General features: G+C 68.7%; 20 protein-coding genes and 1 tRNA gene. 13 read left to right on the top strand and 8 right to left on the bottom strand.

Annotated elements, in window-relative coordinates; all coding sequences use genetic code 11:
• Nucleotides 1-85 precede the first annotated feature (85 nt).
• The 5 genes from AADJ02_RS07120 to pdxH all read right to left on the bottom strand — a co-directional run bounded on the left by AADJ02_RS07120 (nucleotide 86) and on the right by pdxH (nucleotide 4,429).
• Nucleotides 86-1,930, bottom strand: coding sequence for a hypothetical protein (locus AADJ02_RS07120; protein ID WP_341212302.1), 1,845 nt, complete (start codon nucleotides 1,928-1,930; stop codon nucleotides 86-88).
• Nucleotides 1,931-2,505: 575 nt separating this feature from the next.
• Nucleotides 2,506-2,582 (bottom strand) — tRNA-Pro (locus tag AADJ02_RS07115).
• Nucleotides 2,583-2,644: 62 nt separating this feature from the next.
• Nucleotides 2,645-3,118 (bottom strand): DUF192 domain-containing protein, encoded by a 474-nt coding sequence (locus AADJ02_RS07110; RefSeq protein ID WP_341212301.1) that lies wholly within the window; start codon nucleotides 3,116-3,118, stop codon nucleotides 2,645-2,647.
• Nucleotides 3,115-3,723 (bottom strand): cold shock domain-containing protein, encoded by a 609-nt coding sequence (locus AADJ02_RS07105; RefSeq protein ID WP_341212300.1) that lies wholly within the window; start codon nucleotides 3,721-3,723, stop codon nucleotides 3,115-3,117. The genes AADJ02_RS07110 and AADJ02_RS07105 overlap by 4 nt, the downstream gene beginning before the upstream one ends.
• Nucleotides 3,724-3,823: 100 nt before the next feature.
• A complete protein-coding gene (gene pdxH, locus AADJ02_RS07100; protein WP_341212299.1) occupies nucleotides 3,824-4,429 on the bottom strand; it encodes a pyridoxamine 5'-phosphate oxidase in 606 nt (201 codons plus the stop codon).
• A gap of 168 nt (nucleotides 4,430-4,597) precedes the next feature.
• Here pdxH and fabI point away from each other — a divergent pair, with 168 nt between their 5' ends.
• The 5 genes from fabI to trpE all read left to right on the top strand — a co-directional run bounded on the left by fabI (nucleotide 4,598) and on the right by trpE (nucleotide 10,738).
• Nucleotides 4,598-5,404, top strand: coding sequence for an enoyl-ACP reductase FabI (gene fabI / locus AADJ02_RS07095; RefSeq protein WP_341212298.1), 807 nt, complete (start codon nucleotides 4,598-4,600; stop codon nucleotides 5,402-5,404).
• A 4-nt stretch (nucleotides 5,405-5,408) separates the two neighbouring features.
• Nucleotides 5,409-5,915, top strand: a complete 507-nt coding sequence (gene gpt / locus AADJ02_RS07090) for a xanthine phosphoribosyltransferase (protein WP_341212297.1) — start codon at nucleotides 5,409-5,411, stop codon at nucleotides 5,913-5,915.
• A 157-nt stretch (nucleotides 5,916-6,072) separates the two neighbouring features.
• Entirely contained in the window at nucleotides 6,073-7,248 is a 1,176-nt protein-coding gene (locus tag AADJ02_RS07085; RefSeq protein ID WP_341212296.1) for an aminotransferase, read from the top strand.
• Nucleotides 7,249-7,325: 77 nt separating this feature from the next.
• The gene (locus tag AADJ02_RS07080; protein ID WP_341212295.1) at nucleotides 7,326-9,224 is read left to right on the top strand and encodes a peptidyl-prolyl cis-trans isomerase; all 1,899 of its coding nucleotides are present in this window, start codon (nucleotides 7,326-7,328) and stop codon (nucleotides 9,222-9,224) included.
• A 5-nt stretch (nucleotides 9,225-9,229) separates the two neighbouring features.
• Nucleotides 9,230-10,738, top strand: coding sequence for an anthranilate synthase component I (gene trpE, locus AADJ02_RS07075; RefSeq protein ID WP_341212294.1), 1,509 nt, complete (start codon nucleotides 9,230-9,232; stop codon nucleotides 10,736-10,738).
• Nucleotides 10,739-10,816: 78 nt separating this feature from the next.
• Here the strand turns inward: trpE and AADJ02_RS07070 are convergent, their stop codons facing one another.
• A complete protein-coding gene (locus tag AADJ02_RS07070; protein ID WP_341212293.1) occupies nucleotides 10,817-11,221 on the bottom strand; it encodes a DoxX family protein in 405 nt (134 codons plus the stop codon).
• Between the two features lie 99 nt (nucleotides 11,222-11,320).
• Nucleotides 11,321-13,102: a divergent polysaccharide deacetylase family protein gene (locus AADJ02_RS07065; protein WP_341212292.1), complete on the bottom strand. Its 1,782-nt coding sequence runs from the start codon at nucleotides 13,100-13,102 to the stop codon at nucleotides 11,321-11,323.
• Nucleotides 13,103-13,258: 156 nt separating this feature from the next.
• On the opposite strand from AADJ02_RS07065, the gene AADJ02_RS07060 reads away from it, so the two are divergent.
• The 7 genes from AADJ02_RS07060 to lexA all read left to right on the top strand — a co-directional run bounded on the left by AADJ02_RS07060 (nucleotide 13,259) and on the right by lexA (nucleotide 18,774).
• A complete protein-coding gene (locus tag AADJ02_RS07060; protein ID WP_341212291.1) occupies nucleotides 13,259-13,861 on the top strand; it encodes an aminodeoxychorismate/anthranilate synthase component II in 603 nt (200 codons plus the stop codon).
• Nucleotides 13,858-14,877 (top strand): anthranilate phosphoribosyltransferase, encoded by a 1,020-nt coding sequence (trpD, locus tag AADJ02_RS07055; RefSeq protein WP_341212290.1) that lies wholly within the window; start codon nucleotides 13,858-13,860, stop codon nucleotides 14,875-14,877. Before AADJ02_RS07060 ends, trpD begins: the two co-directional genes overlap by 4 nt.
• On the top strand, nucleotides 14,874-15,536 hold the full coding sequence (locus AADJ02_RS07050; RefSeq protein WP_341212289.1) for a uracil-DNA glycosylase: 663 nt from the start codon (nucleotides 14,874-14,876) through the stop codon (nucleotides 15,534-15,536). The genes trpD and AADJ02_RS07050 overlap by 4 nt, the downstream gene beginning before the upstream one ends.
• A 39-nt stretch (nucleotides 15,537-15,575) precedes the next feature.
• Nucleotides 15,576-16,385: an indole-3-glycerol phosphate synthase TrpC gene (gene trpC / locus AADJ02_RS07045; protein ID WP_341212288.1), complete on the top strand. Its 810-nt coding sequence runs from the start codon at nucleotides 15,576-15,578 to the stop codon at nucleotides 16,383-16,385.
• Nucleotides 16,382-16,855 (top strand): cyclic pyranopterin monophosphate synthase MoaC, encoded by a 474-nt coding sequence (gene moaC, locus AADJ02_RS07040; protein WP_341212287.1) that lies wholly within the window; start codon nucleotides 16,382-16,384, stop codon nucleotides 16,853-16,855. The genes trpC and moaC overlap by 4 nt, the downstream gene beginning before the upstream one ends.
• On the top strand, nucleotides 16,852-18,024 hold the full coding sequence (glp, locus tag AADJ02_RS07035; RefSeq protein WP_341212286.1) for a gephyrin-like molybdotransferase Glp: 1,173 nt from the start codon (nucleotides 16,852-16,854) through the stop codon (nucleotides 18,022-18,024). The genes moaC and glp overlap by 4 nt, the downstream gene beginning before the upstream one ends.
• A gap of 69 nt (nucleotides 18,025-18,093) precedes the next feature.
• Nucleotides 18,094-18,774 (top strand): transcriptional repressor LexA, encoded by a 681-nt coding sequence (lexA, locus tag AADJ02_RS07030; RefSeq protein ID WP_341212285.1) that lies wholly within the window; start codon nucleotides 18,094-18,096, stop codon nucleotides 18,772-18,774.
• A gap of 7 nt (nucleotides 18,775-18,781) precedes the next feature.
• On the opposite strand, the gene AADJ02_RS07025 is transcribed toward lexA, so the two are convergent.
• Nucleotides 18,782-20,872, bottom strand: a complete 2,091-nt coding sequence (locus AADJ02_RS07025) for a ComEC/Rec2 family competence protein (RefSeq protein ID WP_341212284.1) — start codon at nucleotides 20,870-20,872, stop codon at nucleotides 18,782-18,784.
• Between the two features lie 51 nt (nucleotides 20,873-20,923).
• Here AADJ02_RS07025 and gltX point away from each other — a divergent pair, with 51 nt between their 5' ends.
• The gene (gene gltX, locus AADJ02_RS07020; RefSeq protein ID WP_341212283.1) at nucleotides 20,924-22,327 is read left to right on the top strand and encodes a glutamate--tRNA ligase; all 1,404 of its coding nucleotides are present in this window, start codon (nucleotides 20,924-20,926) and stop codon (nucleotides 22,325-22,327) included.
• The last annotated feature ends 11 nt before the right edge of the window (nucleotides 22,328-22,338 follow it).

Genomic DNA, 22,338 nt, shown 5'->3' with positions numbered 1-22,338 from the left:
GGCCCGTCTCCCGGTTTGCTCACTCAGGTCAGCAACCCGGTCGATGCGTGGTCGTTCCGTGCAGAGTCGTTCCGTGCAGGGACGGTCAGTCGCGTCCGGACTGGGGCTGTGGGCGCTCGGGCTCGGCAATCCCGGCGATACGACGCGGGGTCCGGCCCTGCGGCAGCGGATCCGACAAAAGCCGCTCGCGCAGCGCGCGGGCATGGCGGCGGGCCTCGGGGCGGCTACGCCCGGCCGCATCCAGAATCTCGAGCACTTCGGCGGGGGTGGTGCCGGGCCGGATGCCCGACGGCAGCATCGCCAGGATCTCGCGCAGTCGCGCCGCAAGCGGCGGGCTGTCGGCGGTATCGATCGAAGTCACGAGAGCGGCCAGACCTGCGCGACGCGCGGCGCGGATCGCACGGGCGACGCGCGCCACAGGCACGGCCTCGCCCAGCGGCAACAGCGCCGTCACCGGCCCCTCGATCATCGCCGACACCTCCCCCGCCATGGCAAGCCGCGCGCGCAGGTCCGTCTCCTGCGCCGGAGCGTCGAAAACGGCGGCCTGCGCCGCGTCGATCCCGCGCGCGCCCCGAAGGCTCCCGTGGCCGAACACATGCCGGTTCGCCCCCTCGATCTGCGCGGGCGAGAAGCCCAGGCGCTCCAGCAACTCCATGCCGTGGCCGGAGACCTTTTCAGGCGCGAGACCGAGATGATCGGCGCAGAACGCCCGGCCCAGACGCCAAGGCGTGATCACCGCGCGCAGATCGCGTGCCTCCGGCAGCGCCGCTTCGATCCGGGCGATCTGGGTGGCGTCGAGCCCGCAGGCGCGCAAGGTCGCGTGGTCGATCCCCGGGGCCGCCGCGAGGCTACCATGGCCCACCACGTGTCGCAGCAGCGCCGCGATCCGGTCGGGGCCGTGGCCCTGCGCCACGAGGCCCGCGACCAGTTCGGGCGCGGCCACGCGGCGATGACCGGTGGGGGTTTCGGTGTCGATCATCTGCGTCGTAAGCGGTGCGAACGGGTCCGCCCCCGTGCCCAGGATCGCCGCCGCGTCGCCCAAAGGTGCGATGACGAGGCGCGGGGCCCGGGGGCCATCCGACCTGCCGACAAGGCCCTCGCGCAGCGCCGATGCCCGCGACAGCAGCAGTGCCGCACAGGAGGCATCGGGCCTCGCGCGCAGTTGTGCCAGACCGGCGGCCCCTGCTGCGGCGTCAAAGCTCAATCCCAGCTCATCCGCCGCCGCCAGTCGCGCGGCTTCGACAAGCGCGGCCATGGCCGCGGCCATGACCCGGCCCTCTCGCGTGGTGGGGCCAAGGCCCAGCCGCATCAGCGCGCCGCCCATGCCGGCCAGCCCGATGGCCCCCTGCCCCGCATCGACCGCAAGGGCCAGCGTCCAGACCCGCACCGCCCGGACCAGCGCCTCGATGGCCACCGTGCCGTCCTCGACGAAACGACCCAGATCAAGCACCACGCGCGGCGTGACGGGGGCGGCACCGAAGCGCAACTCGAGCGGCGCGCCGTACCGTGCGGCCTGCGACAAACGCGACATGTCCTGCGGGAGCACGGCGGCCATCTCGACCGCAAGCGGCAGCGAAGCCGTCTGGGGCGAGCGCGCGTGGCCCGACCACATCTCGGGGGCGACGACCGCGATCCGTCGGGCGATCATGTAACGCATCTCGTCGGCCCAGATCGCCGCATCGGCCGGATCGGAGATGCGCCCCTGCGCGTCGGCCCGCGCCCGAAGACGCACCGCCAGCTGGTCCGCGGCGCGGCGCAGGTCCAACGCACCGTCATCGCCCGTCATCTGAACGCAAAGACCTTGGGCGGCGCGCTGGGTCCAGTCTTGAGGCACCTGCACGCGACGACCGTCCGACAGCTCCACCCGGCGCATCGCCAGACCGGCCAGCGGATCGCGCCCTGCGGTGGTGTAGCCTCGTTCGATCTGCATGCCGCGTTCCCGTGTCGGATCAAGAGCGGGACGCCTTTGGCCCCCCGCAAGTCGCACGACCCTGTGCAGCATGGCGGGCACGGTCAACGCGCCAAGACGGGGCCACCGTCGAATCCCGAAGCCGCCCGGATCGAAGCGTTTTTTGCCCACCGCAGTTCGCGTTTCCCCCACAGGGTTTTCCACAGGCTTATGCAACCTGTCCGGCCGAGCCCAAGGCCCTTGCAGGGGAGGGTTTTCAGCCTGCGGGACGACGCAGAACGGTCGCCTTGACCAAGGGGCATCCGACTTGTCCACAGGGGGCTTGGCGCAGCGGGCAAAGTTGTCCACGTCGGAGCGTGTCGGCACTGCCACAGGCCGTTTTACCGCCCCAACCGAGGGGCTGGTCAGGATTGCAGCGGTGGATCCGCCATGCGCCGGCGGATGGGCTCGGTTAGGGGGGATTGACCGACGCACCGGGTCAACTGACGTCGGGAGAGGATTCGCAGGGCCGATCTTGACGACAGCGCAGGGTCGCAGTCGACCACGCTCGTTCCCCTCAGGGGAGCGGGTGCACTCATCATCGAAAGGGAGAAATCTGGTCGGGGCGGCAGGATTCGAACCTGCGACCCTCTGTTCCCAAAACAGATGCGCTACCAGGCTGCGCTACGCCCCGAACCGCCGCCCTTCTAGGCCGCTCCGCGCCGGGGTGCAAGCGTCTGCGTGCCGGTTTTAGGATCAGTCGCAGGGATCGGCGGCAGGAACTTCGTCGGAGCCGATCGCGGGATGGCGCAGCGTGTCGCCCTCGGCGATGCCGAGACGGGCCGCCATGCCGCCGTTGATCTCGAGCACGTATTGAATATCCATCCCGCCCGGTATCGGCGTCTCGTCGAGCGGCTTTGCGCGAGCGTGGATGCTCTGGATCGTGCCATCGGCGCTGGCAAAGATCATGTCGAGCGGGATCAGCGTGTTGCGCATCCAGAAAGACACCGCTTGGGGTGCATCATAGACAAAGAGCATGCCCGCCATCCGTGGCATCTCGGCCCGGTTCATGAGGCCTTGGGCGCGCTCGGACGGATCGTCGGCAACCTCGACCGCAAACCCCGCCTGCCCCCAGTCTCCGCGCACGGTGATGCGGTCCGGCGTGCAATCGGCGGCCAAGCCCGCGACGGGTAGGCCCAGCAGCAGTGCCGTCAGGGCCACGGCCTTCATTCGGTCGCGCCGTCGTCGCTGCCCCGGTCCGCATCGGGATGGTCGTTCTCGTCCGTCTTGGCCTGCGCCACACGCACTGCCGCGTCCCATGGCAGAATCTCGGTGGCCATGCGCCCCCGACGTCCCTGAATCACCCGTAACGCCACCGCCTCGCCCGGTTCGAGATCCGACAGCCCCGAGCTGCGCAGGACTTCGACATGCAGGAATATATCGTCTGGCGCGCCGAACTGGTTCGCAAAGCCAAAGCCCTTGGCCTTGTCGAACCACTTGATCCGCGCAGGCTCCAGCGGGCGGCTGGCGAGATACTCGGGATCGAATTCCGCGAAATCGGCAAGTGGCACCGCCGAGGCCGTCGGCGGCGGATCCAGCGTCAGGATCGCCACGGCCTGCGTGCCACGTTCCGTGCGCTGCGCCAGAATGCGGATTCGGGCGCCATCGGCGACCGAGTTTTGCCCGTAATTGCGCAGTACATTTGCATGCAGCAAAATATCCGCGCCACCTTCATCAGGCACGATGAAGCCGAATCCTTTTGCCGGATCGAACCACTTCACGTGGCCCTCGAGCTCGAAGCGGTCTTCCGCCTGCTTATCCAGCATCTCGTTCATCTCCGCCTCCAGCGGTCGTCGGTCGAGCCGATCATCTTTTGGTGCCTGTGCAGCACAGTCAGGATTTCACTACAAGCACCGAATTTCATCTGGCATGAAATTAGGGACCCAACCGTAGCACATTGAACGACCCCGAAGGCCCCGGTCTCGTCCATTTGTAGCGATCGTGAAGCCGGTGGGCACCGTCGGCCCAGAATTCCATCTCAATTGGCCGAATGCGAAAACCACCCCAAAATGGCGGGCGCGCGGGATCAGGGCCGAGTTCCGCCTCGAGCCGCGCGACTTCGGCCTCGAGCGCGGCGCGCGAGGCAATCGGTCGGCTCTGCGGTGAGGCCCAGGCCCCGATCCGGCTCTCAAGGGCACGGCTTCGGTAATAGGCGTCTGCCTTTGCCCCGTCCTCGCGCTCCACCACCCCGCGCACGCGGATCTGGCGGCGTAGCGATTTCCAGTGCAGCACCAGCGCGGCCTTGCCGCCCGTTGCGATCTGGCGCGCCTTGGCGCTTTCGTAATTGGTGAAGAAGAGAAAACCCTCGTCCTCGATATCTTTGACCAACACGATCCGCACGTCCGGCAAGCCGTCGTCGTCAACCGTGGCGAGCGCCGCTGCATTCGGATCGGATGGCTCCTGGGCCTCGGCCTCGCCGAGCCAGCGCCTTGCAATTCCGAATGGATCGTCACCCGCAAAGATACCTTGGCGGTCATCCATCATACCATCTCACTCACTCGTACGCTGTCATTGTACCTTATAAGTCATCTTTTGCGCTACCTGATCGTCTGGACCAGCGGTGACGTGACGTAGACCACAGTCTTGATGCCTATCGACCGATCGCCTACACCGGATCGAAACGGCGCCGGATCGGCAAGAGGAATATTCATGACATCGCAGTTGATGGCGGGAAAACGCGGACTCATCATGGGGCTCGCCAACGACAAGTCGATTGCCTGGGGCATCGCCAAGGCTTGTGCCGGCGCGGGTGCCGAACTGGCTTTCTCCTATCAGGGCGACGCGCTGAAAAAGCGGGTCGATCCTTTGGCGGCCGAACTGGGCTCGGACATCGTGCTGCCCTGTGACGTGGGCGACGAGGACAGCATCGACGCGCTGTTCACCGCGCTGCAGGAAAAATGGGGCAAACTCGACTTCATCGTCCATGCCATCGGCTTTTCCGACAAATCCGAGCTGCGCGGCCGTTATGTCGACACCTCGAAGAACAATTTCCTGATGTCGATGGACATCTCGGTGTGGTCCTTCACCTCGGTGGTCAAGCGCGCGGCACCGATGATGACCGAAGGCGGCTCCTGCCTGACGCTCACCTATTATGGCGCCGAGAAGGTCATGCCGCATTACAACGTCATGGGCGTGGCCAAGGCGGCGCTCGAGGCGAGCGTGCGCTACCTCGCCGAGGATCTGGGCCGCGACGCGATCCGCGTCAACGCGATCTCCGCCGGCACGATCAAGACGCTGGCCGCCTCCGGCATCGGCGATTTCCGCTATATCATGAAGTGGAACGAGTACAATTCGCCGCTGCGCCGCACGGTCACCCAGGACGAGGTCGGAAATTCCGCCCTCTACCTCTTGTCGGATCTGGGCCGCGCGGTTACCGGCGAGGTTCACCATGTCGACGCCGGTTATCACGTGATCGGCATGAAGAATCCCGACGCGCCCGACATCACGAGAGGCTGAACCGATGACCGACCGACTGCCGCATGAAAAAGGCTTCCACGTCTCCTGGGACCAGCTGCATCGCGATTCCCGCGCGCTCGCCTGGCGGCTCGACGGGCGCGGCCCCGAGGCCGAAGGCGCCTGGAAGGCGGTGGTCGGGATCACCCGTGGCGGCATGGCGCCCGCGATGATCGTCGCGCGCGAGCTGGGCATCCGCACCGTCGACACGATCTCGGTCAAATCCTACGAGCATCAGGACCAGTCGGGCGCCAAGGTGCTCAAGTCCCCCGACGCCGAGATCATGGGGGACGGCACCGGGATTCTGGTGGTCGACGATCTCGTCGACACCGGCCGCACGCTGGAGCTGGTGCGCAAACTCTATCCCAAGGCGCATTTCGCCACCGTCTACGCCAAGCCCATGGGCAACGCACAGGTCGACACCTATGTCACCGAAGTGAGCCAGGACACCTGGATCTTCTTTCCTTGGGACATGGCCCTGCAATACGTCGAGCCTTACCGCGGCAAGGACTGAACCGCCCTGCCCTCGTTGCAAGGCCTCGCCGGATCGGCGGGGCCTTTTTCGTTTCAAGGTCTGCTTGGTTTCAGGGTTTGTCCGGTTTCAAGATCGGGCGATTGCACCCGCGGCGCGTGGTGGCTAGCGTCACCCGCGACACCCCAAGGGAGGCCCCATGACCATTGCGCGCACCGCTTCGACCTTTGCCCCTCCGGTCATGGAGGCCCGCCGCTGGCTGAAGGGGGTGAGCTTTGCGCCCGAACGCCCGCTTCTCAACGTCAGCCAAGCGGCCCCCGTCGACCCGCCGCCCGAGCCGCTGCGCTGCGCCATGGCCGAGATCGTGATGCAGGACGCGAGCGCGCATCTTTACGGGCCGGTGCTGGGCCTGCCGGAGCTGCGCGAGGAGATCGCGCGGCAATGGTCACGGGACTACCGCGGCGAGGTGACCCCCGAGCATGTCGCCATCACCTCGGGCTGCAATCAGGCCTATTGTGCGGCCATCGCGGCGCTCTGCGGCGAAGGCTCGGAGGTGATCCTGCCCAGCCCGTGGTACTTCAACCACCGCATGTGGAACGACATGACCGGCGTGAGGACCGTGGCGCTGGAGACCGGCCCCACCCTGCTGCCCGACCCCGAGCGCGCCGCCGAGCTGATCACCCCCGCGACCCGCGCCATCGTGCTGGTCAGCCCCAACAACCCCGGCGGCGTCGAATACCCCGCGGCCCTGCTCGCCGCGTTCCGCGACCTGTGCCGCAGCCGCGGCCTCGCGCTGATCCTCGACGAGACCTACCGCGATTTCGACAGCCGCGAAGGCCCGGCGCATGATCTTTTTTCGGACCCCGACTGGGCCGAAGTGCTGGTGCAGCTTTATTCCTTTTCCAAGGCCTTCCGCCTCACCGGCCACCGCATCGGCGCGGTGACCGCGAGCGTCGAGCGTCTGGCGCAGATCGAGCGGTTTCTCGACACGGTGACAATCTGCCCCACCAGCCTCGGCCAGAAAGCGGCGCTGTGGGGGATGCAGAATCTAGGCTCCTGGCTCGCGGGCGAGCGGGCCGAGATCATCGCGCGGCGCCGGTCGATGGAAGAGAACTTCGCGACGCTGGCGGACAAAGGCTGGCGACTGATGGGCTGCGGCGCATATTTCGGCTGGATCGAGCACCCCTTTGCAGAGGCCTCCGACGTGCTGGCGCAGCGGCTGGTGCGCGATGCGGGCGTGCTGCTGCTGCCCGGCACGATGTTCACCGCACCGGGGTCGGAGGCGGGACGCCGCCAGCTGCGCATCGCCTTCGCCAATGTCGACGCGGCGGGCCTTTCGGAGCTTGCGGCGCGGCTTGGCGCCCTGCCCGACTGAGCCATCGGCTTGCGCGGCCCTGCCCGCTTGCCTATTCAGCTTCAGACGCCGAATGGGCGCGCGACAGGGAGACCGCAATGGCATCGAGCAAGGGCAACCGCGTATTCGTCTGGATCATCCTGATCCTGCTCTTCGTGGGCTTGATCGGGTTTGGTGCGACGGGGCTCTCGGGCAACGCGACCCGGCTTGGCACCGTGGGCGACAAGGAGCTGGACGTGCAGGCCTATGCCAACGCGCTGCAGTCGCGCATCCGTGCCTTCGAAAGCCAAACCGGCTCGGCTGTGAGCATGGCGCAGGCGCAGCAGATCGGTCTCGACCGCACGGTGCTGGGCCAGCTCGTCACCGAACGGGTGATGGACAACGCCGCCGATGGGCTCGGCCTGTCGGTCGGTGATGCGGCGGTGCGCGATCAGGTGCTCGCGATCCCCGCGTTTCAGGGGCTGAGCGGCAATTTCGACCGCGAAACCTACCGCGAGGCGCTGAGCCGAAACGGGCTTTCGGTCTCGGAATTCGAACAGAGCCTGCGCGAGGGTGCGGCCCGCACGCTGCTGCAGGCGGCGGTGGTCAGCGGCATCGGCGCCTCCGACACCCATGTCGAGGCGCTGGTCGAGTTCCTGATGGCGCGGCGCGACATCACCTGGGCACCCGTGACCCTGAGCGGTGCGGCCGCCCCGCGCGCCGAAGGTGACCGCCCGCGCGTGATCCTGCCCGAGATCGCACTCGACGCCGAGGTCCCCGCCCCCACCGAGGCCGAGATCGAAGCCCGTTACGCGGCCGCACCCGACGCCTACACCGCCCCCGAGATCCGTCAGATCAGCTATGTCTGGCTGTCCCCCGAGGATGTCGCAGGCGAGGTCGAGATCGACGAGGAGGAGGTGCGCGCCCTCTATGAGCAGCGGATTTCCGAATACGTGCAGGAAGAGCGCCGTCTGGTCGAGCGTCTGGTCTATCCCAACGCAGAGGCCGCGACCAAGGCGCTTGCCCGCCTCGAGGCAGAAGAGGCCAGCTTCGAAGAGCTGGTGACCGCACGCGGTCTGACGCTGCAGGCCGTCGATCTCGGCGACGTGGCGCGCGGCGATCTGCGCGCCGCCGCCGACGCGGTGTTCGCGGCCGAGGCCGGTGACGTGATCGGCCCCGTCGAGACCGACCTCGGCCCGGCGCTGTTTCGCGTCAACGCCGTGCTCTCCGCCGAGGAAGTGACCTTCGAGGAGGCCGCACCCGACCTGCGCGAAGAGCTGGCCCGCGCCCGCGCCCGGCGCGAGATCGACCGCCGCTCGGACGAGATCACCGATCTCATGGCGGGCGGCGCCGCGCTCGAGGATCTCGCCGATCGCACCGGCATGACGCTGGGCCAGATCGACTGGACCGCCGAGATGACCGGCGGCATTGCCGATTACGCCCCGTTCCGCGAGTCGGCGGCTTCGGTGCAGGAGGGCGATTTTCCCGAGCTGATGGCCTTCGAGGATGGCGGCGTCTTCGCCGTGCGGCTCGACGGTGTGACCGCGCCCGCGCTGCGTCCGCTGGACGAGGTGCGCGATCAGGTGATCGCCGATGTCGAGGCCGAGACGCGCCTGCGCCTGCGCGCCGAGCGTGCCGAGGCGCTGGCCGCCCGCATCGCCGATGGCGAGAGCTTCGAGGCCGCCGGTCTCACGCCCCGGACCGCCGCGAACCTCACGCGCCGCTCCTTTGTCGAGGGCACCTCGCCCGAGTTCATCCGCGAGGTCTTTGCGATGGACGAGGGCGAGACGCGCGTGATCACCGGCGAAGGCTTTGCCGCCGTGGTCCGGCTCGACGCGACCCAGCCGCCCGCCGAGGACGACGAAGGCGTCGTGGCCGAGCGTCAGGCGATCGAGGAGCGGCTCGGCACCGGGCTGGCGCAAGACATCTACGCCGCCTTCGCCACCGCCGTGCAATCGAGCACCGAGATCCGCATCGACGATGCCGCCGTTCAGGCGGTCCACAGCTCCTTCAGGTAACGCCCATGCTCAGCCCCGATTTCGAGACGTTCCGCACAGGCTTCGAATCTGGCGCGAACCAGGTCGTCTGGACCCGGCTCGCCGCCGATCTCGACACGCCGGTCTCGCTGATGCTCAAGCTCGCCAACGCCGGAAAGCACGCCTTCATCCTCGAAAGCGTCACCGGGGGCGAGGTGCGGGGCCGCTATTCGATCATCGGCATGAACCCCGACCTGATCTGGGATTGCCGCGGCACCACGAGCCGCGTCAACCGCGCCGCGCGCTATGACGAGGACGCGTATCAGACGCTCGACGGCCATCCGCTCGACACGCTGCGCGCGCTTCTCGCCGAAAGCCGGATCGACCTGCCCGAGGACCTGCCCGCCGCCAGCGCCGGGCTGTTCGGCTATCTGGGCTACGACATGATCCGTCTGGTCGAACGCCTGCCGAACGTGAACCCCGACCCGCTCGGCCTGCCCGACGCCGTGATGATGCGCCCCACCGTGGTGGCGGTGCTCGATGGGGTGAAGGGCGAGGTGATCCTCGTGGCCCCGGTCTGGGCCGGTCAGGAGCAATCGGCCCGCGCCGCCTTCGCGCAGGCCGCCGAGCGCGTCACCGAGGCCATGCGCGCGCTCGACCGTCCCGTGCCGCAGGAAGCCCGCGCGCTGCAAAAGCCCGCGCCGCTGGCCGAGCCTGTGTCGAACTTCACCCACGAGGGGTATCTCGCCGCCGTGGAGAAGGCCAAGGAGTACATCCGCGCAGGCGACATCTTTCAGGTGGTCCCCGCCCAGCGCTGGACGCAGGATTTTCCCGAGCCCCCCTTCGCGCTCTACCGCAGCTTGCGCCGCACCAACCCCTCGCCGTTCATGTTCTACTTCAACTTCGGCGGCTATCAGGTGGTCGGGGCCAGCCCCGAGATCCTCGTGCGGGTCATGGGCGGCGAGGTGACCATCCGTCCCATCGCAGGCACGCGGCCCAGAGGCGCCACGCCCGAGGAGGACCGCGCCCACGAGGAGAGCCTGCTCGCCGATGCCAAGGAGCTCAGCGAGCATCTGATGCTGCTCGATCTGGGCCGAAACGACGTGGGCCGGGTCGCCCGGCCCGGCACCGTGCGCCCCACCGAGCGTTTCATCATCGAGCGCTACTCCCACGTGATGCACATCGTGTCGAACGTGGTGGGCGAGCTGCGCGAAGGTCAGGACGCGCTCTCGGCGCTGCTGGCGGGGCTTCCGGCGGGCACGGTCTCCGGCGCGCCCAAGGTGCGGGCGATGGAGATCATCGACGAGCTCGAGCCCGAAAAGCGCGGCGTCTATGGCGGCGGCTTGGGGTATTTCAGCGCCAATGGCGACATGGACATGTGCATCGCGCTACGCACGGCGGTGGTCCAGAACGGCAAGCTCTATATTCAGGCGGGCGGCGGCGTGGTCTACGACAGCGACCCCGAGGCCGAGTATCAGGAAACGGTGCACAAATCGAACGCGCTCAGGCGGGCGGCCGCGGACGCCACCATGTTCCGCCCCGAGGGCAACGGCTGAGTTCGGCCCGAGAGCCAAGCGGTGACACGACAAAGGGCGGGGATTTCCCCGCCCTTTTCGCATCGAAGGCCGCGCGGTTCAGCGACGGCGCATGATCGCATCGAGGCTCCACGGGCCGGGGCCTGCGACGAAGATGTAGAGGAACACGAAGCAATACAGGATCGCCGCGTCGCCGCCGTTCAGCGTCGGGAACAGGTTGCCCGGTGCGTGGAACATCCAGTAGGCCACGGCCATCATGCCCGAGAGCACGAAGGCCACGGGGCGGCTGAACAGCCCCAGAAGCAGCATCACCCCGCCGACGAATTCGATCAGACCGCCCATGCCGAACAGCGAGGCAAGCGGCGGCTGCTGATCCGTTGGCGGAAAGGCGAACAGCTTCTGGGTGCCATGCAGCATGAAGATCAGCGCGCTGACGATGCGCAGCACGCTGAGCATTTCGGGCGCGCGGGCGGAGAGGCCAGTGGTCGGCGTTTGGGTGGTCATGCGTAGGGATCCATTCGGGATGAGGCGGGACATGAGACGCATGTCCCGCCCTACTCACGGGGTCAAATCACGGCATCTGTGCGCCAGCGCGCACAAGCTTTATTTGGCCAGCCCGGTTTCCTGCATCTGCAACAGCGCGCTGAGCGGCGCGGGCACGACTCCGTCGCGATCGGCGCGGTTGCCCCAGAGCGTCAGCGCGGTGATTGTCTCGGGGTTGAGCTGACCCAGCAGCGCCACCGCCCCCTGCTGACGCGCGCGAAACGCGGCCTGATCGAGAAAGCGCCGGATCACCCGGTCGTCCTGACCGACTTCGCCCAGATCGCGGTAGATCTCGATCGCAGGCACACCGGCGCCGCGTGCCTGTCGCAGCGGCGTGGCCAGCCCGGCGGAGAGGGCCGCCAACCCGCGCCCGTCCTGCGCCAACCGTTCCAGTGCCTGCGCCGTCACCGCCTTGTCGGAGGTGAGCCCCGCCGCGCCCGTGTCGAGCAACGCCACCGTCTCGGGCAAGGTGGCAAAGGCGGATTCGTAGGTGACCTCGACATCCGAGGGCGTGGCCCCCGCCGGAAGCCGCGTCGTAGCGACGATCTCGTAACCCGCTTCGCGCCAACGGGCCGCGCGTGTCCCGGCCTGCGCCATTGCGGGGTCGAGCGCGATGGTGACGGGAAAGGGGATGCTCGAGGCCGCGGCAACCGGATCGTCGAGCGCGCCGTCGTCGATCAACACCACCGACACCCGCGGCGCTCCGGCTTCGGCAACATCGGGGGCCGCGAACCGCAGCAGCGCCGGGGTGTCCTCGTCGAACTCGGGCGCGGGGGCGGGCTCAGGCTCGGACGCTTCGGCGCCCGGTCTGCGCACCACGACGGCGGAATCGTCCTGAAACCCGGCGGCCCGGCCCGGCAGTTCCGGCGCGCCCGGCTCCGGCAGCACGGTGATCGTGCCGGCGGCGAAACCGGGCAGCCGTTCGGGGCGCGAAGGCGGCGACGGCACGCGCAGCGGCGGCCTCTCCGACGTGACCGACGGCGGCGGCGCCGACCCGACCGCCCCATCCGCCTGCGTGGCGGGCGCATCATCCGAAAGGCCGCCCGACCCCTCTTCGACCGAACTCGTCGGCAGGGTCGCGCCCTCAGTGTCCGGCTCACCGGGCATGGCGGGTGTCTCATCGAACACTTCGCGCGGCGCGGCGGAGGGGGCCGGGGGCGGGTCGGTCACGACGGTGATGTCGGCTTCGTTGGCGGGGATCTCGATCACCCGCGATTGCGGCCCCGGCAGCACCGGCTCTTCGGAGCCCGCGTCAAGACGCGGCAATGCAGGCGGCACGGGGCCGGTGGCGGGCGTCTCGATCGCGTCATCGGCGCGGGGGCGCTGCATCGGCATGGTGTCGGCCACAGGCACGTCGCCGCGCCCGGCGGGCACATCGGCGCGCGGGGTCCGCGGCAGCGCGTCGGCGCCCGCATCCGGGCGCGGGGCATTCGGCGCTTCGCTCAACGGGGTCTGCGCGGCGGGGGCCGAGGGCGCTTCGGCGCTGACCGGCGGCGCGACGTCGCTCAGAGGCTCGCCCGCAGGTTCGCCCAACGGATCACCCGATGGCTCGGTCGGCCCCTCCACCACCTGCGGCATGGTGTCGACGCTGCCCGCCTCCGGCAGGGCGGCAGGCGCAGTGCTGGTAGCCGTGCCGGTGGTCGGCGCCTCGGCGGGCGCATCGCTGGGCCGCGTGACCGCCGTGCCATCCTCCGTGATCGCCTGTGTGCCGGGGATCTGCTGCAACACCTCGGGCACCGCCGCCCTGTCGCGCGGTGGCTCCCCGATCAAGGAGGCGATGGCCAAGGCCCCCGCCGATACGATCAGACCCCAGAGTCCGCCGATGATGAACCCAGATCCCACGTTTCCTGCCCCGCTGCGCCGTTTGCCGACATTCGCCCCAGTCCCGGACCTTGACGTTTCCCGTCCTGCGGTCCCATTTATGGCCCGACCTTACCAAGGGACCGCCGGCGAACGGTAGCCCCGAATTTGCACCGAACCGCCCCGGCCGGAGGGACCATGCTTCTGTTGATCGACAACTACGACAGCTTCACCTGGAACCTCGTGCACTACCTTGGCGAGCTGGGGGCCGAGGTCGTGGTCAAGCGCAACGACGAGATCGACGTCGAAGCGGCGATGGCGATGGCGCCAGAGGGTATCGTGCTTTCGCCCGGCCCCTGCGACCCCGATCAGGCGGGCATCTGCCTCGCTCTCACCCGCGCCGCCGCCGAGGCGCGCATGCCGCTTCTGGGCGTCTGCCTCGGGCACCAGACCATCGGTCAGGCCTTTGGCGGCAAGGTGGTGCGCTGCCACGAGATCGTGCATGGCAAGACCGCCGAGATGCTGCACGCGGGCCGGGGCGTCTTCGCGGGGCTGCCCTCGCCGTTCAAGGCGACGCGCTATCACTCGCTGGTGGTCGAGCGCGACAGCCTGCCCGACTGCCTCGAAGTGACTGCCGAGCTGGCCGACGGCACGATCATGGGGCTCATGCACCGCGAGCTGCCGATCGAGGGTGTGCAGTTTCACCCCGAGAGCATCGCCTCCGAGCATGGCCACCAGATGCTGAAGAACTTTCTCGACCGGTTGCCCGGCCAAGTGCCCGGCACCCCGGTGGCGGCATGAGCGACCGGCTCAAGCCGCTGATCGCCGCCGCGCTGACTGGGCCGCTCACGCGAGAGCAGGCCGAGGCGGCCTTCGGCATCCTGTTCGACGGTGACGCCACGCCCGCCCAGATGGCGGCGTTCCTCGTGACGCTTCGGATGCGCGGCGAGACGGTTTCCGAGATCACCGCCGCCGCGAGCGTGATGCGCGCCCGCTGCCTCAAGGTAGCGGCGCCGGAGGGCGCGATCGACATCGTGGGCACGGGCGGCGACGGCAAGAACACGCTAAATATCTCGACCGCGACGGCCTTTGTCGTGGCGGGCGCAGGCGTGCCGGTGGCCAAGCACGGCAACCGCAACCTCTCCTCGAAATCCGGCACGGCGGATGCGCTGGGCCAGATGGGGGTCGAGGTCATGGTCGGGGCCGAAGTGGTCGAGCGCGCCCTGCGCGAGGCCGGGATCGGCTTTATGATGGCGCCGATGCACCACCCGGCGATGAAGCACGTAGGCCCGATCCGCGCCGAAATCGGCATCCGCACCCTGTTCAACATCCTCGGCCCGCTCACCAACCCGGCGGGCGTCAAACGCCAGCTCACCGGGGCCTATGATCCGGCGCTGATCGTGCCGATGGCCGAGACGCTGGGCCAGCTTGGCTCCGAGCGGGCTTGGCTGGTGCATGGCGGCGACGGCACGGACGAGCTGTCGATCTGCGGGCCGTCACAGGTCGCGGCGCTTCAGGATGGCCGGGTCGAAAGCTTCGAGATCAGCCCCTCGGACGCGGGCCTGCCCGAGCATCCGTTCGAAGCGATCCTTGGCGGCACGCCGCAAGAAAACGGCCGTGCTCTGGCCGCATTGCTCGACGGTGCACCCGGCGCCTACCGCGACGCGGTGCTGCTCAACGCCGCCGCCGGTCTGCTGGTAGCGGGCCGGGTCGAGGATCTGCGCGCGGGCGCGCAGATGGCCGCGACGAGCATCGATTCGGGAGCGGCGCGCCGCGCCATCGACCGCCTCGCCGCGATCACATCCGGTCGCGCGTGAACGATCTGCCCAATGGTTGGGCCGACCTGCCGTTTTTCTCGGCCGACTGGCCCACCTTGCGCGACCGCATCGACGCCCTGCCCACCACCCTGCCCGCGCCCGAAAAGCGGTTCCGCGCGCTTGAGCTGACCCCGCCCGAGGCGGTGCGCGTGGTGATCCTCGGCCAAGACCCCTATCCGACACCGGGCCATGCCACGGGCCTCGCCTTTTCGGTGCCGCCCGAGCTGACCAAGCTGCCGCCGTCGCTGCGCAACATCTTCAAGGAGATGCGCGAGGACATCGGCTGCGCGCCGAACAACGGCGATCTCACGCATTGGGCGCAGCAGGGCGTGCTGCTTCTCAACACCGCGCTTTCGGTCGAACCGGGGGCCGCTGGCGGCCATGCCCGCTGGGGCTGGGACGCGCTGGTGGCGCAGGTCCTCGCCCGTGTGGCGCAGCAGCCTTGCGCCTTCCTGCTCTGGGGCAACCACGCGCAGAAGGTGGCCGCCCCCTACACCGGCAATTCGCATGGCCCGGACCACCTCGTGATCGAGACCGCGCATCCCTCGCCGCTGTCGGCACGGCGCGGTTTTTTTGGCTCCCGCCCCTTCGGACGCATCAACGAATGGCTCGACGCGCGCAGCGCGCCCCGCGTCGACTGGTGCGGCCCCGTCTCCTGAACGCTTTCCAAGCCCCAATTCCCCCGGTAGAACCACCACATGGACATTCTCGACAAGATCAAGGCCTACAAGCTCGAAGAGGTCGCGGCCCGCAAGGCGGAGCTGCCGCTTTCCGACATCGAGGCGCGCGCTGCGCAGGCCCCCGCCCCCCGCGGCTTTGCCGCCCGTCTCACAGAGGCCGCGCGCGAGGGCTATGGCCTGATCGCCGAGGTCAAGAAGGCGAGCCCGTCGAAAGGCCTCATCCGCGCCGATTTCGACCCGCCCGCTCTCGCCCGTGCCTATGAGGACGGCGGCGCGGCCTGCCTTTCGGTGCTCACCGATGGACCCTCGTTCCAGGGCGCGGACGAATACCTCGTGCAGGCACGCGAAGCGACGTCGCTGCCGGTGCTGCGCAAGGATTTCCTCTATGATCCATGGCAGGTGGCCGAGAGCCGCAGCCTCGGTGCCGACTGCATCCTGATCATCATGGCCAGCGTGTCGGACGCGCAGGCGCGCGAACTCGAGGACGCGGCCACCCGCTGGGGCATGGACGCCTTGATCGAGGTGCACGACCGCGCCGAGCTCGAGCGCGCGGCGGAGCTCAATTCCAAGATGATCGGCATCAACAACCGCGATCTCAAGACCTTCGAGACCTCGCTCGACGTGACGCGCAAGCTGGCCAAGCACGTCCCCGTCGACCGGATGATCGTCGCAGAGAGCGGGCTGTCGACGCCCGCCGATCTGGCCGAGGTCGCCCGTTACGGGGTGCGCAGCTTCCTCATCGGTGAAAGCCTGATGCGACAGGAGGACGTGACCTCGGCGACGCGGTCGATCCTTGCCAATCCGCTGACGGCTCCGGGCGGCGCGTGATGGCGCTCACCCATTTCGACGAAAGCGGCCGCGCCCACATGGTCGATGTTACCGACAAGCAGGTGACCGGCCGCCTCGCCGTGGCGACGGGCATGGTGCGGATGCAGCCCGAGACGCTGGCACTGGTGCGCGAGGGGCGCGCGGGCAAGGGCGACGTGCTCGGCACCGCGCGGCTCGCGGGCATCATGGCCGCCAAGAAGACCGCCGACCTGATCCCGCTGTGCCACCCGCTGCCGCTGTCCAAGGTGACGATCGAGCTTGAGCCCGACGAGGCTCTGCCCGGCGTGCGGATCGCCGCCACGGTGCGGACCACCGGTCGCACCGGCGTCGAAATGGAGGCGCTGACGGCGGTCTCGGTCGCGGCGCTGACGATCTACGACATGCTCAAGGCCAACGAAAAGGGCATGGAGATCGATGGTATCCGCCTCGCGCTGAAAGAGGGCGGCAAATCGGGGCGCTGGGAGGCGTGATCCCGGTCTCCGAGGCGCTTGACCGGCTCTTCGCACTGGTCGCTCCGTTGCCCGTCGAAGAGGTGGGGCTGACCGCAGGTCTGGGTCGGGTGCTGCGTGCGCCCGTCACCGCACGGCGCGATCAACCGCCGTTTTCTGCCTCGGCCATGGACGGCTACGCGATCCGCGATGCGGATTGTACCGAAAGTGCGCGCCTCACGGTCATCGGCGAGGCCGCCGCCGGTCATGCCTATCCGGGCCGCATCGGCGCGCAGGAGGCGGTGCGCATCTTCACCGGTGCGCCGGTCCCCGAAGGCGCGGACCGCGTGGTGATCCAAGAGGACACGACCCGCGACGGCGACACGGTCATCCTTGGCCCCGGCATCACCGACAACCGCAACATCCGCCCGCTCGGGGCCGATTTCTGCGTGGGCGACACGCTCGCCGCGCCGCGCCTGCTGCGCCCCGCCGATCTCGCGCTTGCGGCGGCGATGAACGCCGACCGCCTGACCGTCTCGCGCCGACCCGAGGTCGCGATCATCGCGACGGGCGACGAGCTAGTGGCACCGGGCGGCGATCCGCGCCCCGACCAGATCATCGCGTCGAACGCCTACGGCCTGCATGGCATGGTGGCGCAGGCGGGCGGCCTGCCGCGCCTGCTGCCGATCGCGGGCGACAGCATGGGCGCGCTGCGCCAAGCCTTCGACCTGGCCCAAGGGGCCGATATCGTGCTGACCATCGGTGGGGCCTCGGTCGGCGATCACGACCTCGTCGGCGCCGCCGCCGCCGAGGCGGGAATGGAGCGCGCCTTCTGGAAGGTGGCGCTGCGACCGGGCAAACCTTTGATGGCGGGGCGTTTCGGAGAGGCGCTGCTCTTGGGTCTGCCTGGTAACCCGGTATCGTCCATGGTCTGCGCGCAGGTGTTTCTCGTGCCGTTGATCCGGGCGCTTTCGGGTCTGGCACCCGCCCCCGCCCCGCGTCGTCTGGCCCGCCTCGCGGCTCCGCTTTCGGCGAATGGCCCGCGCGAGCATTACCTGCGCGCCATGAGCGGACCCAAGGGCGTGACTGCGTTCTCCAAGCAGGACAGCTCGCTCTTGTCGGTGCTGTCGGAGGCCGATTGCCTGATCGTGCAGCCCCCGGGCGACCCTGCGCGCAAGGCGGGAGAGACGGTCGAGGTGATCGCGCTCTGAGGTCTTGACACAAAACGAGAACAGCCGTAGAACGGAGCCCCAACCGTCCGCGCGCACAAAGGGGCAATCATGCTGACCCGCAAACAGTCCGACCTGCTGGAATTCATCCATCGTCGGATCAAGGCCGACGGCGTTCCGCCCTCCTTCGACGAGATGAAGGATGCGCTCGATCTGCGTTCGAAATCCGGCATTCATCGGTTGATCACGGCCTTGGAGGAGCGCGGCTTTATCCGCCGCCTCGCGCACCGCGCTCGTGCGCTCGAGATCATCAAGCTGCCCGAGGCGATGGAAGCGCGCTTTGCCACCGAAAGCGCCGCGCCTGCCGCCGACCCCAAGCCGTCGGACATGCCCGCCGAGATCGCCGCCATGGCGATGAACCTGCCGGTGATGGGCCGCATCGCCGCCGGTGTGCCGATCTCCGCGATCAGCGAGATCAGCCACGAAATCACGGTGCCGGGCTCGATGCTGGGACAAGGCAGCCATTACGCGCTCGAAGTGCGGGGCGATTCGATGATTCAGGCCGGGATCAACGATGGCGACGTCGTGGTGATCCGCGAAACCGGCACCGCCGACAACGGCGATATCGTCGTGGCCTTGATCGACGAGCAGGAGGCGACCCTCAAGCGGTTCCGCCGCAACGGCAAGCGCATTGCGCTCGAAGCCGCGAACCCCGCCTATGAGACCCGGATCTACAGCGATGATCAGGTGCGTGTGCAGGGCCGTCTGGTCGGGCTGATCCGCAGCTACTGATCCTACGCTACCGGCCACTGGTCCAGAGACGGTCGCCGGCGCGATCGGCCACCGTCTCGATCAGCAGCCCCTCAGGCTCCGACCAGAGCGCGAGAGCGCCGGTGTCGCGCAGGCGGCGCGCGTCAAACCGCCAGCAAGGGCGCGGTGCGGGATCGGGCTGGTTGGCGATGAGGATATCGGCTCCGTCGCAGCCATCAAGCGCCGCGAGCGCGGTCTTGCCCGTCACCTGCACGATCCGCGTTTTCCCGATGCGCAGCCGCAGCACCCGGTCGGGGCGCGGCAGTGCCACCGGGTCATGCGCTTCGGCCTGCACCCGCCCGTCACCGTCGTTTTCGAGCCAGACCGTGGCGGCAAATCCGTCGCCTGTGGGCTTGGACAGTGCCCGTCCCTCGGGCGTCATCAGCCCAACCAGCGCGCCGCTCTCGCTCACCAGAAGGTCCGGGCGTTCGGCCCGGCTCCACAGCCCGGCGGCAAGCACCAAGGGCAGCAGCGCGGCGGCGCGGCCCCGCCCTTGCCACAGCACCAGCCACAGCCCGCCCGCCGCGACCAGCGCCACGACCGTGCCCGGCGGCGCGATCACCGCGGAGCTTGCCCCGTCGAGTTCTGCGATGCGTGCGCTCACCCACAGGATCCAGCGCGAGCCGTAATCGATCATCCACACGGCGGGCTGATCCAGACCGAGCGGGCCGGTCGCGGCGAGGATCACAGCGCCGGGCATCACCAGAACGCCCATCGCGGGAGTGGCCGCGAGATTGGCCAGAAGCCCGTAATGGGCAACGCGATTGAAATGCGCGGCGGCAAAGGGGGCGGTGGCCGAGCCCGCGACGATCGAGGTCAGCGACAGCAGCGCCACCGGCATCCAGAACCGCGCAAACCCGCGTGGCCGATGCCAGCCGCGCGGCAGCCGCCCCATGACCGCAACCAACGCCAGAACGGCGGCAAAGGACATCTGGAAGCCGGGGTTGAGCAGCGTCTCGGGCCTCAGACACAGCACGATCATCGCCGCGATGGCAAGGCCACGCAGGCTCAGCGCACGGCGGTCGGCCAGCACCGCGCCCAAGCTCACCGCGACCATCACGAAGGCCCGCTCGGTCGCCACATCGCGCCCGGCAAGCGCGAGGTAGAAGGCGGCGGCGGGCAGCGCCGTGGCGGCAGCGATCTTGCGTGCGTTGAGCCGCAGCGCCAGCGGCGGCACGGCGGCGATGCCCGCGCGCACCAGCCAGAACACGAAGCCCGCCAGCATCGCCATGTGCATGCCCGAGATCGACACGAGGTGATAGAGATTGGCCTCGCGCATCGCGTCGTTGGCCGCGCGCCCGAGGCCCGAGCGATCTCCCGTCGTCACCGCCGCCGCAAAGCCGCCCGCCTCGCCGCCGATCCGCTCGCGGATCGCAGCACTCAGCCGCACCCGGACACGGGCAAGCCATGCGCCCTCCGCGCCCTCGTTCGACGCCATCAGCACCGGCACACGCGTGTAGCCTACCGCCCCGAGCTGGATGAACCATGCATGGCGGCGAAAATCGAAGCCCCCCGGCTCGGCCGGTCCGGGCGGCGGCGACAGGTGGCCGGTGGTCATCACCCGCACGCCGGGCGCGAGCGGGGCCGCCACCTCTGCGTGCAGCGACACCCGCACCCGCGCCGGGACACGCGCCACATCATCGAGCCGCACCCGGTCGAGCGTGATCCGCAGCACGTCGCTTTGCGAGCGGTCGATGTCGACGATCCGCCCCTCGATCGGACCATAGTAGCGAAATCCCAGCACCGGCGCAGACAGGCTGTGCGCCCGCGCACCGGCCAGCAGCACCCCGAGACAGATGAGAAGCCCTCCCACGGCCAGAGCGCACAGCGCATGGCGTCGAAGCGCCCATCGCAATGCGAGGCAAAGCGCCGCCAGCCCCGAGGCGATCCCGTAAAAAGCAGCGCCCGGCTCATCGGTTTGCGCGAACCACCAGCCGATCCCGATCCCGAGGCAAACGGGAGCCCAGCAGGCCAGATGCCCGCGCTGCCGCGCCAGCGCGGCCTCCAGACGGGCCAGGGGCGCCGGGGCCGCCCCCTTGAGCCACGCTTGTTTCCGCGCCCCGACCTGAGTATCCCCCATGCAAGCAAGGCTGCGCGCAGCATGGTTAGCGAAAGGTTAAATCTCCCCGACATGTCCCAGACCCCGGTCGTCACCCGCTTCGCCCCCTCGCCCACCGGCGCTCTCCATATCGGTGGCGCGCGCACCGCGCTGTTCAACTGGCTCTATGCCCGTGGTCGCGGCGGCAAGTTCCTGCTGCGCATCGAAGACACCGACCGCGCCCGCTCCACCGCCGAGAACCGACAGGCGATCCTCGACGGGCTGACGTGGCTCGGGCTGGATTGGGACGGCGAGCCGATCAGCCAGGCCGAAGGCGCCGAGCGCCACGCCGAGGTGGCGCGGCAGATGCTGGCCGAAGGCACGGCCTACAAGTGCTTTTCCACGCCGGAGGAAATCGATGCCTTCCGCGAGACCGCCCGCGAAGCAGGTGGCTCGACGCTTTACCGATCACCTTGGCGCGACGTGGCCAAGGCCGACCACCCCGACGCCCCCTTCGTGATCCGCATCAAGGCCCCGCGCGACGGCGCGACGACGATCCGGGACGAGGTGCAAGGCGAGATCACCATCGGCAACGACCAGCTCGACGACATGGTGCTGCTGCGCTCGGACGGCTCGCCGGTCTACATGCTCGCCGTCGTCGTCGACGACCACGACATGGGCGTGACCCATGTGATCCGCGGCGACGATCACATGACCAATGCGTTTCGGCAGGCGATGATCTACCGCGCCATGGGCTGGGATCTTCCGGTCTTTGCCCATGTTCCGCTGATCTTCGGCCCCGACGGCAAGAAGCTGTCGAAGCGGCATGGCGCCACGGGGGCGGCCGAGTACCAGCAGATGGGCTACCCGGCGGCGGGCATGCGCAACTATCTCACGCGGCTTGGTTGGAGCCACGGCGACGCCGAGTTCTTCTCGGACGCGCAGGCGCGCGAGTGGTTCGACCTGAATGGCATCGGCAAATCGCCGGCCCGGTTCGACACCAAGAAGCTCGAGAACCTGTGCCGCCAGCACATCGCCGCCTCGGACGATGCTGCGCTGCTGCATGAACTTGAGGCGTTCGTGGAGGCCACGGGTCAATTGCCGCTGACCGAAGGGCAGCGCGACGGGTTGCTCAAGGCGATGCCGCATCTCAAGGATCGGGCCAAGATTTTCCCGGAACTCCTTGAAAAGGCGCATTTCGTTCTGGCCGACCGGCCGATCGAACCGGATGAGAAATCGGCGAAGAGCCTCGATGATGTATCCCGTGGTATACTGGCAGAATTGACGCCGCAGCTGCAAACTGCTAGCTGGGAGCGGGACGCGCTGGAGGGGGTCGTGACCGCATTGGCCGAGACTCACGGGCTCGGTCTGGGCAAGATTGCGGGGCCTTTGCGCGCCGCGCTGGCGGGGCGCATGGTCAGCCCCAGCGTATTCGACATGATGTTGGTGCTCGGCCGCGACGAAAGCGTGGCGCGGATCGGGGACGCGGCAGCCTGACACTGGCCCGC

The organism is uncultured Limimaricola sp. (assembly GCF_964022235.1).
In the GTDB taxonomy this organism is placed as follows: Bacteria; Pseudomonadota; Alphaproteobacteria; order Rhodobacterales; family Rhodobacteraceae; genus Limimaricola.
The sequence above is the reverse complement of the archived record's forward strand: the minus strand, read 5'-3'. Positions and strand labels throughout refer to the sequence as shown.

Bases quoted from the DNA above. Each gene is read 5' to 3' on its own strand.
- gltX (WP_341212283.1), top strand. From the start codon at position 20,924: ATGTCCCAGACCCCGGTCGTCACCCGCTTCGCCCCCTCGCCCACCGGC.
- AADJ02_RS07060 (WP_341212291.1), top strand. From the start codon at position 13,259: ATGCTTCTGTTGATCGACAACTACGACAGCTTCACCTGGAACCTCGTG.
- AADJ02_RS07105 (WP_341212300.1), bottom strand. From the start codon at position 3,723: ATGAACGAGATGCTGGATAAGCAGGCGGAAGACCGCTTCGAGCTCGAG.
- AADJ02_RS07085 (WP_341212296.1), top strand. From the start codon at position 6,073: ATGACCATTGCGCGCACCGCTTCGACCTTTGCCCCTCCGGTCATGGAG.
- AADJ02_RS07120 (WP_341212302.1), bottom strand. From the start codon at position 1,930: ATGCAGATCGAACGAGGCTACACCACCGCAGGGCGCGATCCGCTGGCC.
- trpC (WP_341212288.1), top strand. From the start codon at position 15,576: ATGGACATTCTCGACAAGATCAAGGCCTACAAGCTCGAAGAGGTCGCG.
- AADJ02_RS07070 (WP_341212293.1), bottom strand. From the start codon at position 11,221: ATGACCACCCAAACGCCGACCACTGGCCTCTCCGCCCGCGCGCCCGAA.
- AADJ02_RS07080 (WP_341212295.1), top strand. From the start codon at position 7,326: ATGGCATCGAGCAAGGGCAACCGCGTATTCGTCTGGATCATCCTGATC.
- AADJ02_RS07110 (WP_341212301.1), bottom strand. From the start codon at position 3,118: ATGAAGGCCGTGGCCCTGACGGCACTGCTGCTGGGCCTACCCGTCGCG.
- fabI (WP_341212298.1), top strand. From the start codon at position 4,598: ATGACATCGCAGTTGATGGCGGGAAAACGCGGACTCATCATGGGGCTC.
- trpE (WP_341212294.1), top strand. From the start codon at position 9,230: ATGCTCAGCCCCGATTTCGAGACGTTCCGCACAGGCTTCGAATCTGGC.
- gpt (WP_341212297.1), top strand. From the start codon at position 5,409: ATGACCGACCGACTGCCGCATGAAAAAGGCTTCCACGTCTCCTGGGAC.
- AADJ02_RS07025 (WP_341212284.1), bottom strand. From the start codon at position 20,872: ATGGGGGATACTCAGGTCGGGGCGCGGAAACAAGCGTGGCTCAAGGGG.
- lexA (WP_341212285.1), top strand. From the start codon at position 18,094: ATGCTGACCCGCAAACAGTCCGACCTGCTGGAATTCATCCATCGTCGG.
- trpD (WP_341212290.1), top strand. From the start codon at position 13,858: ATGAGCGACCGGCTCAAGCCGCTGATCGCCGCCGCGCTGACTGGGCCG.
- pdxH (WP_341212299.1), bottom strand. From the start codon at position 4,429: ATGGATGACCGCCAAGGTATCTTTGCGGGTGACGATCCATTCGGAATT.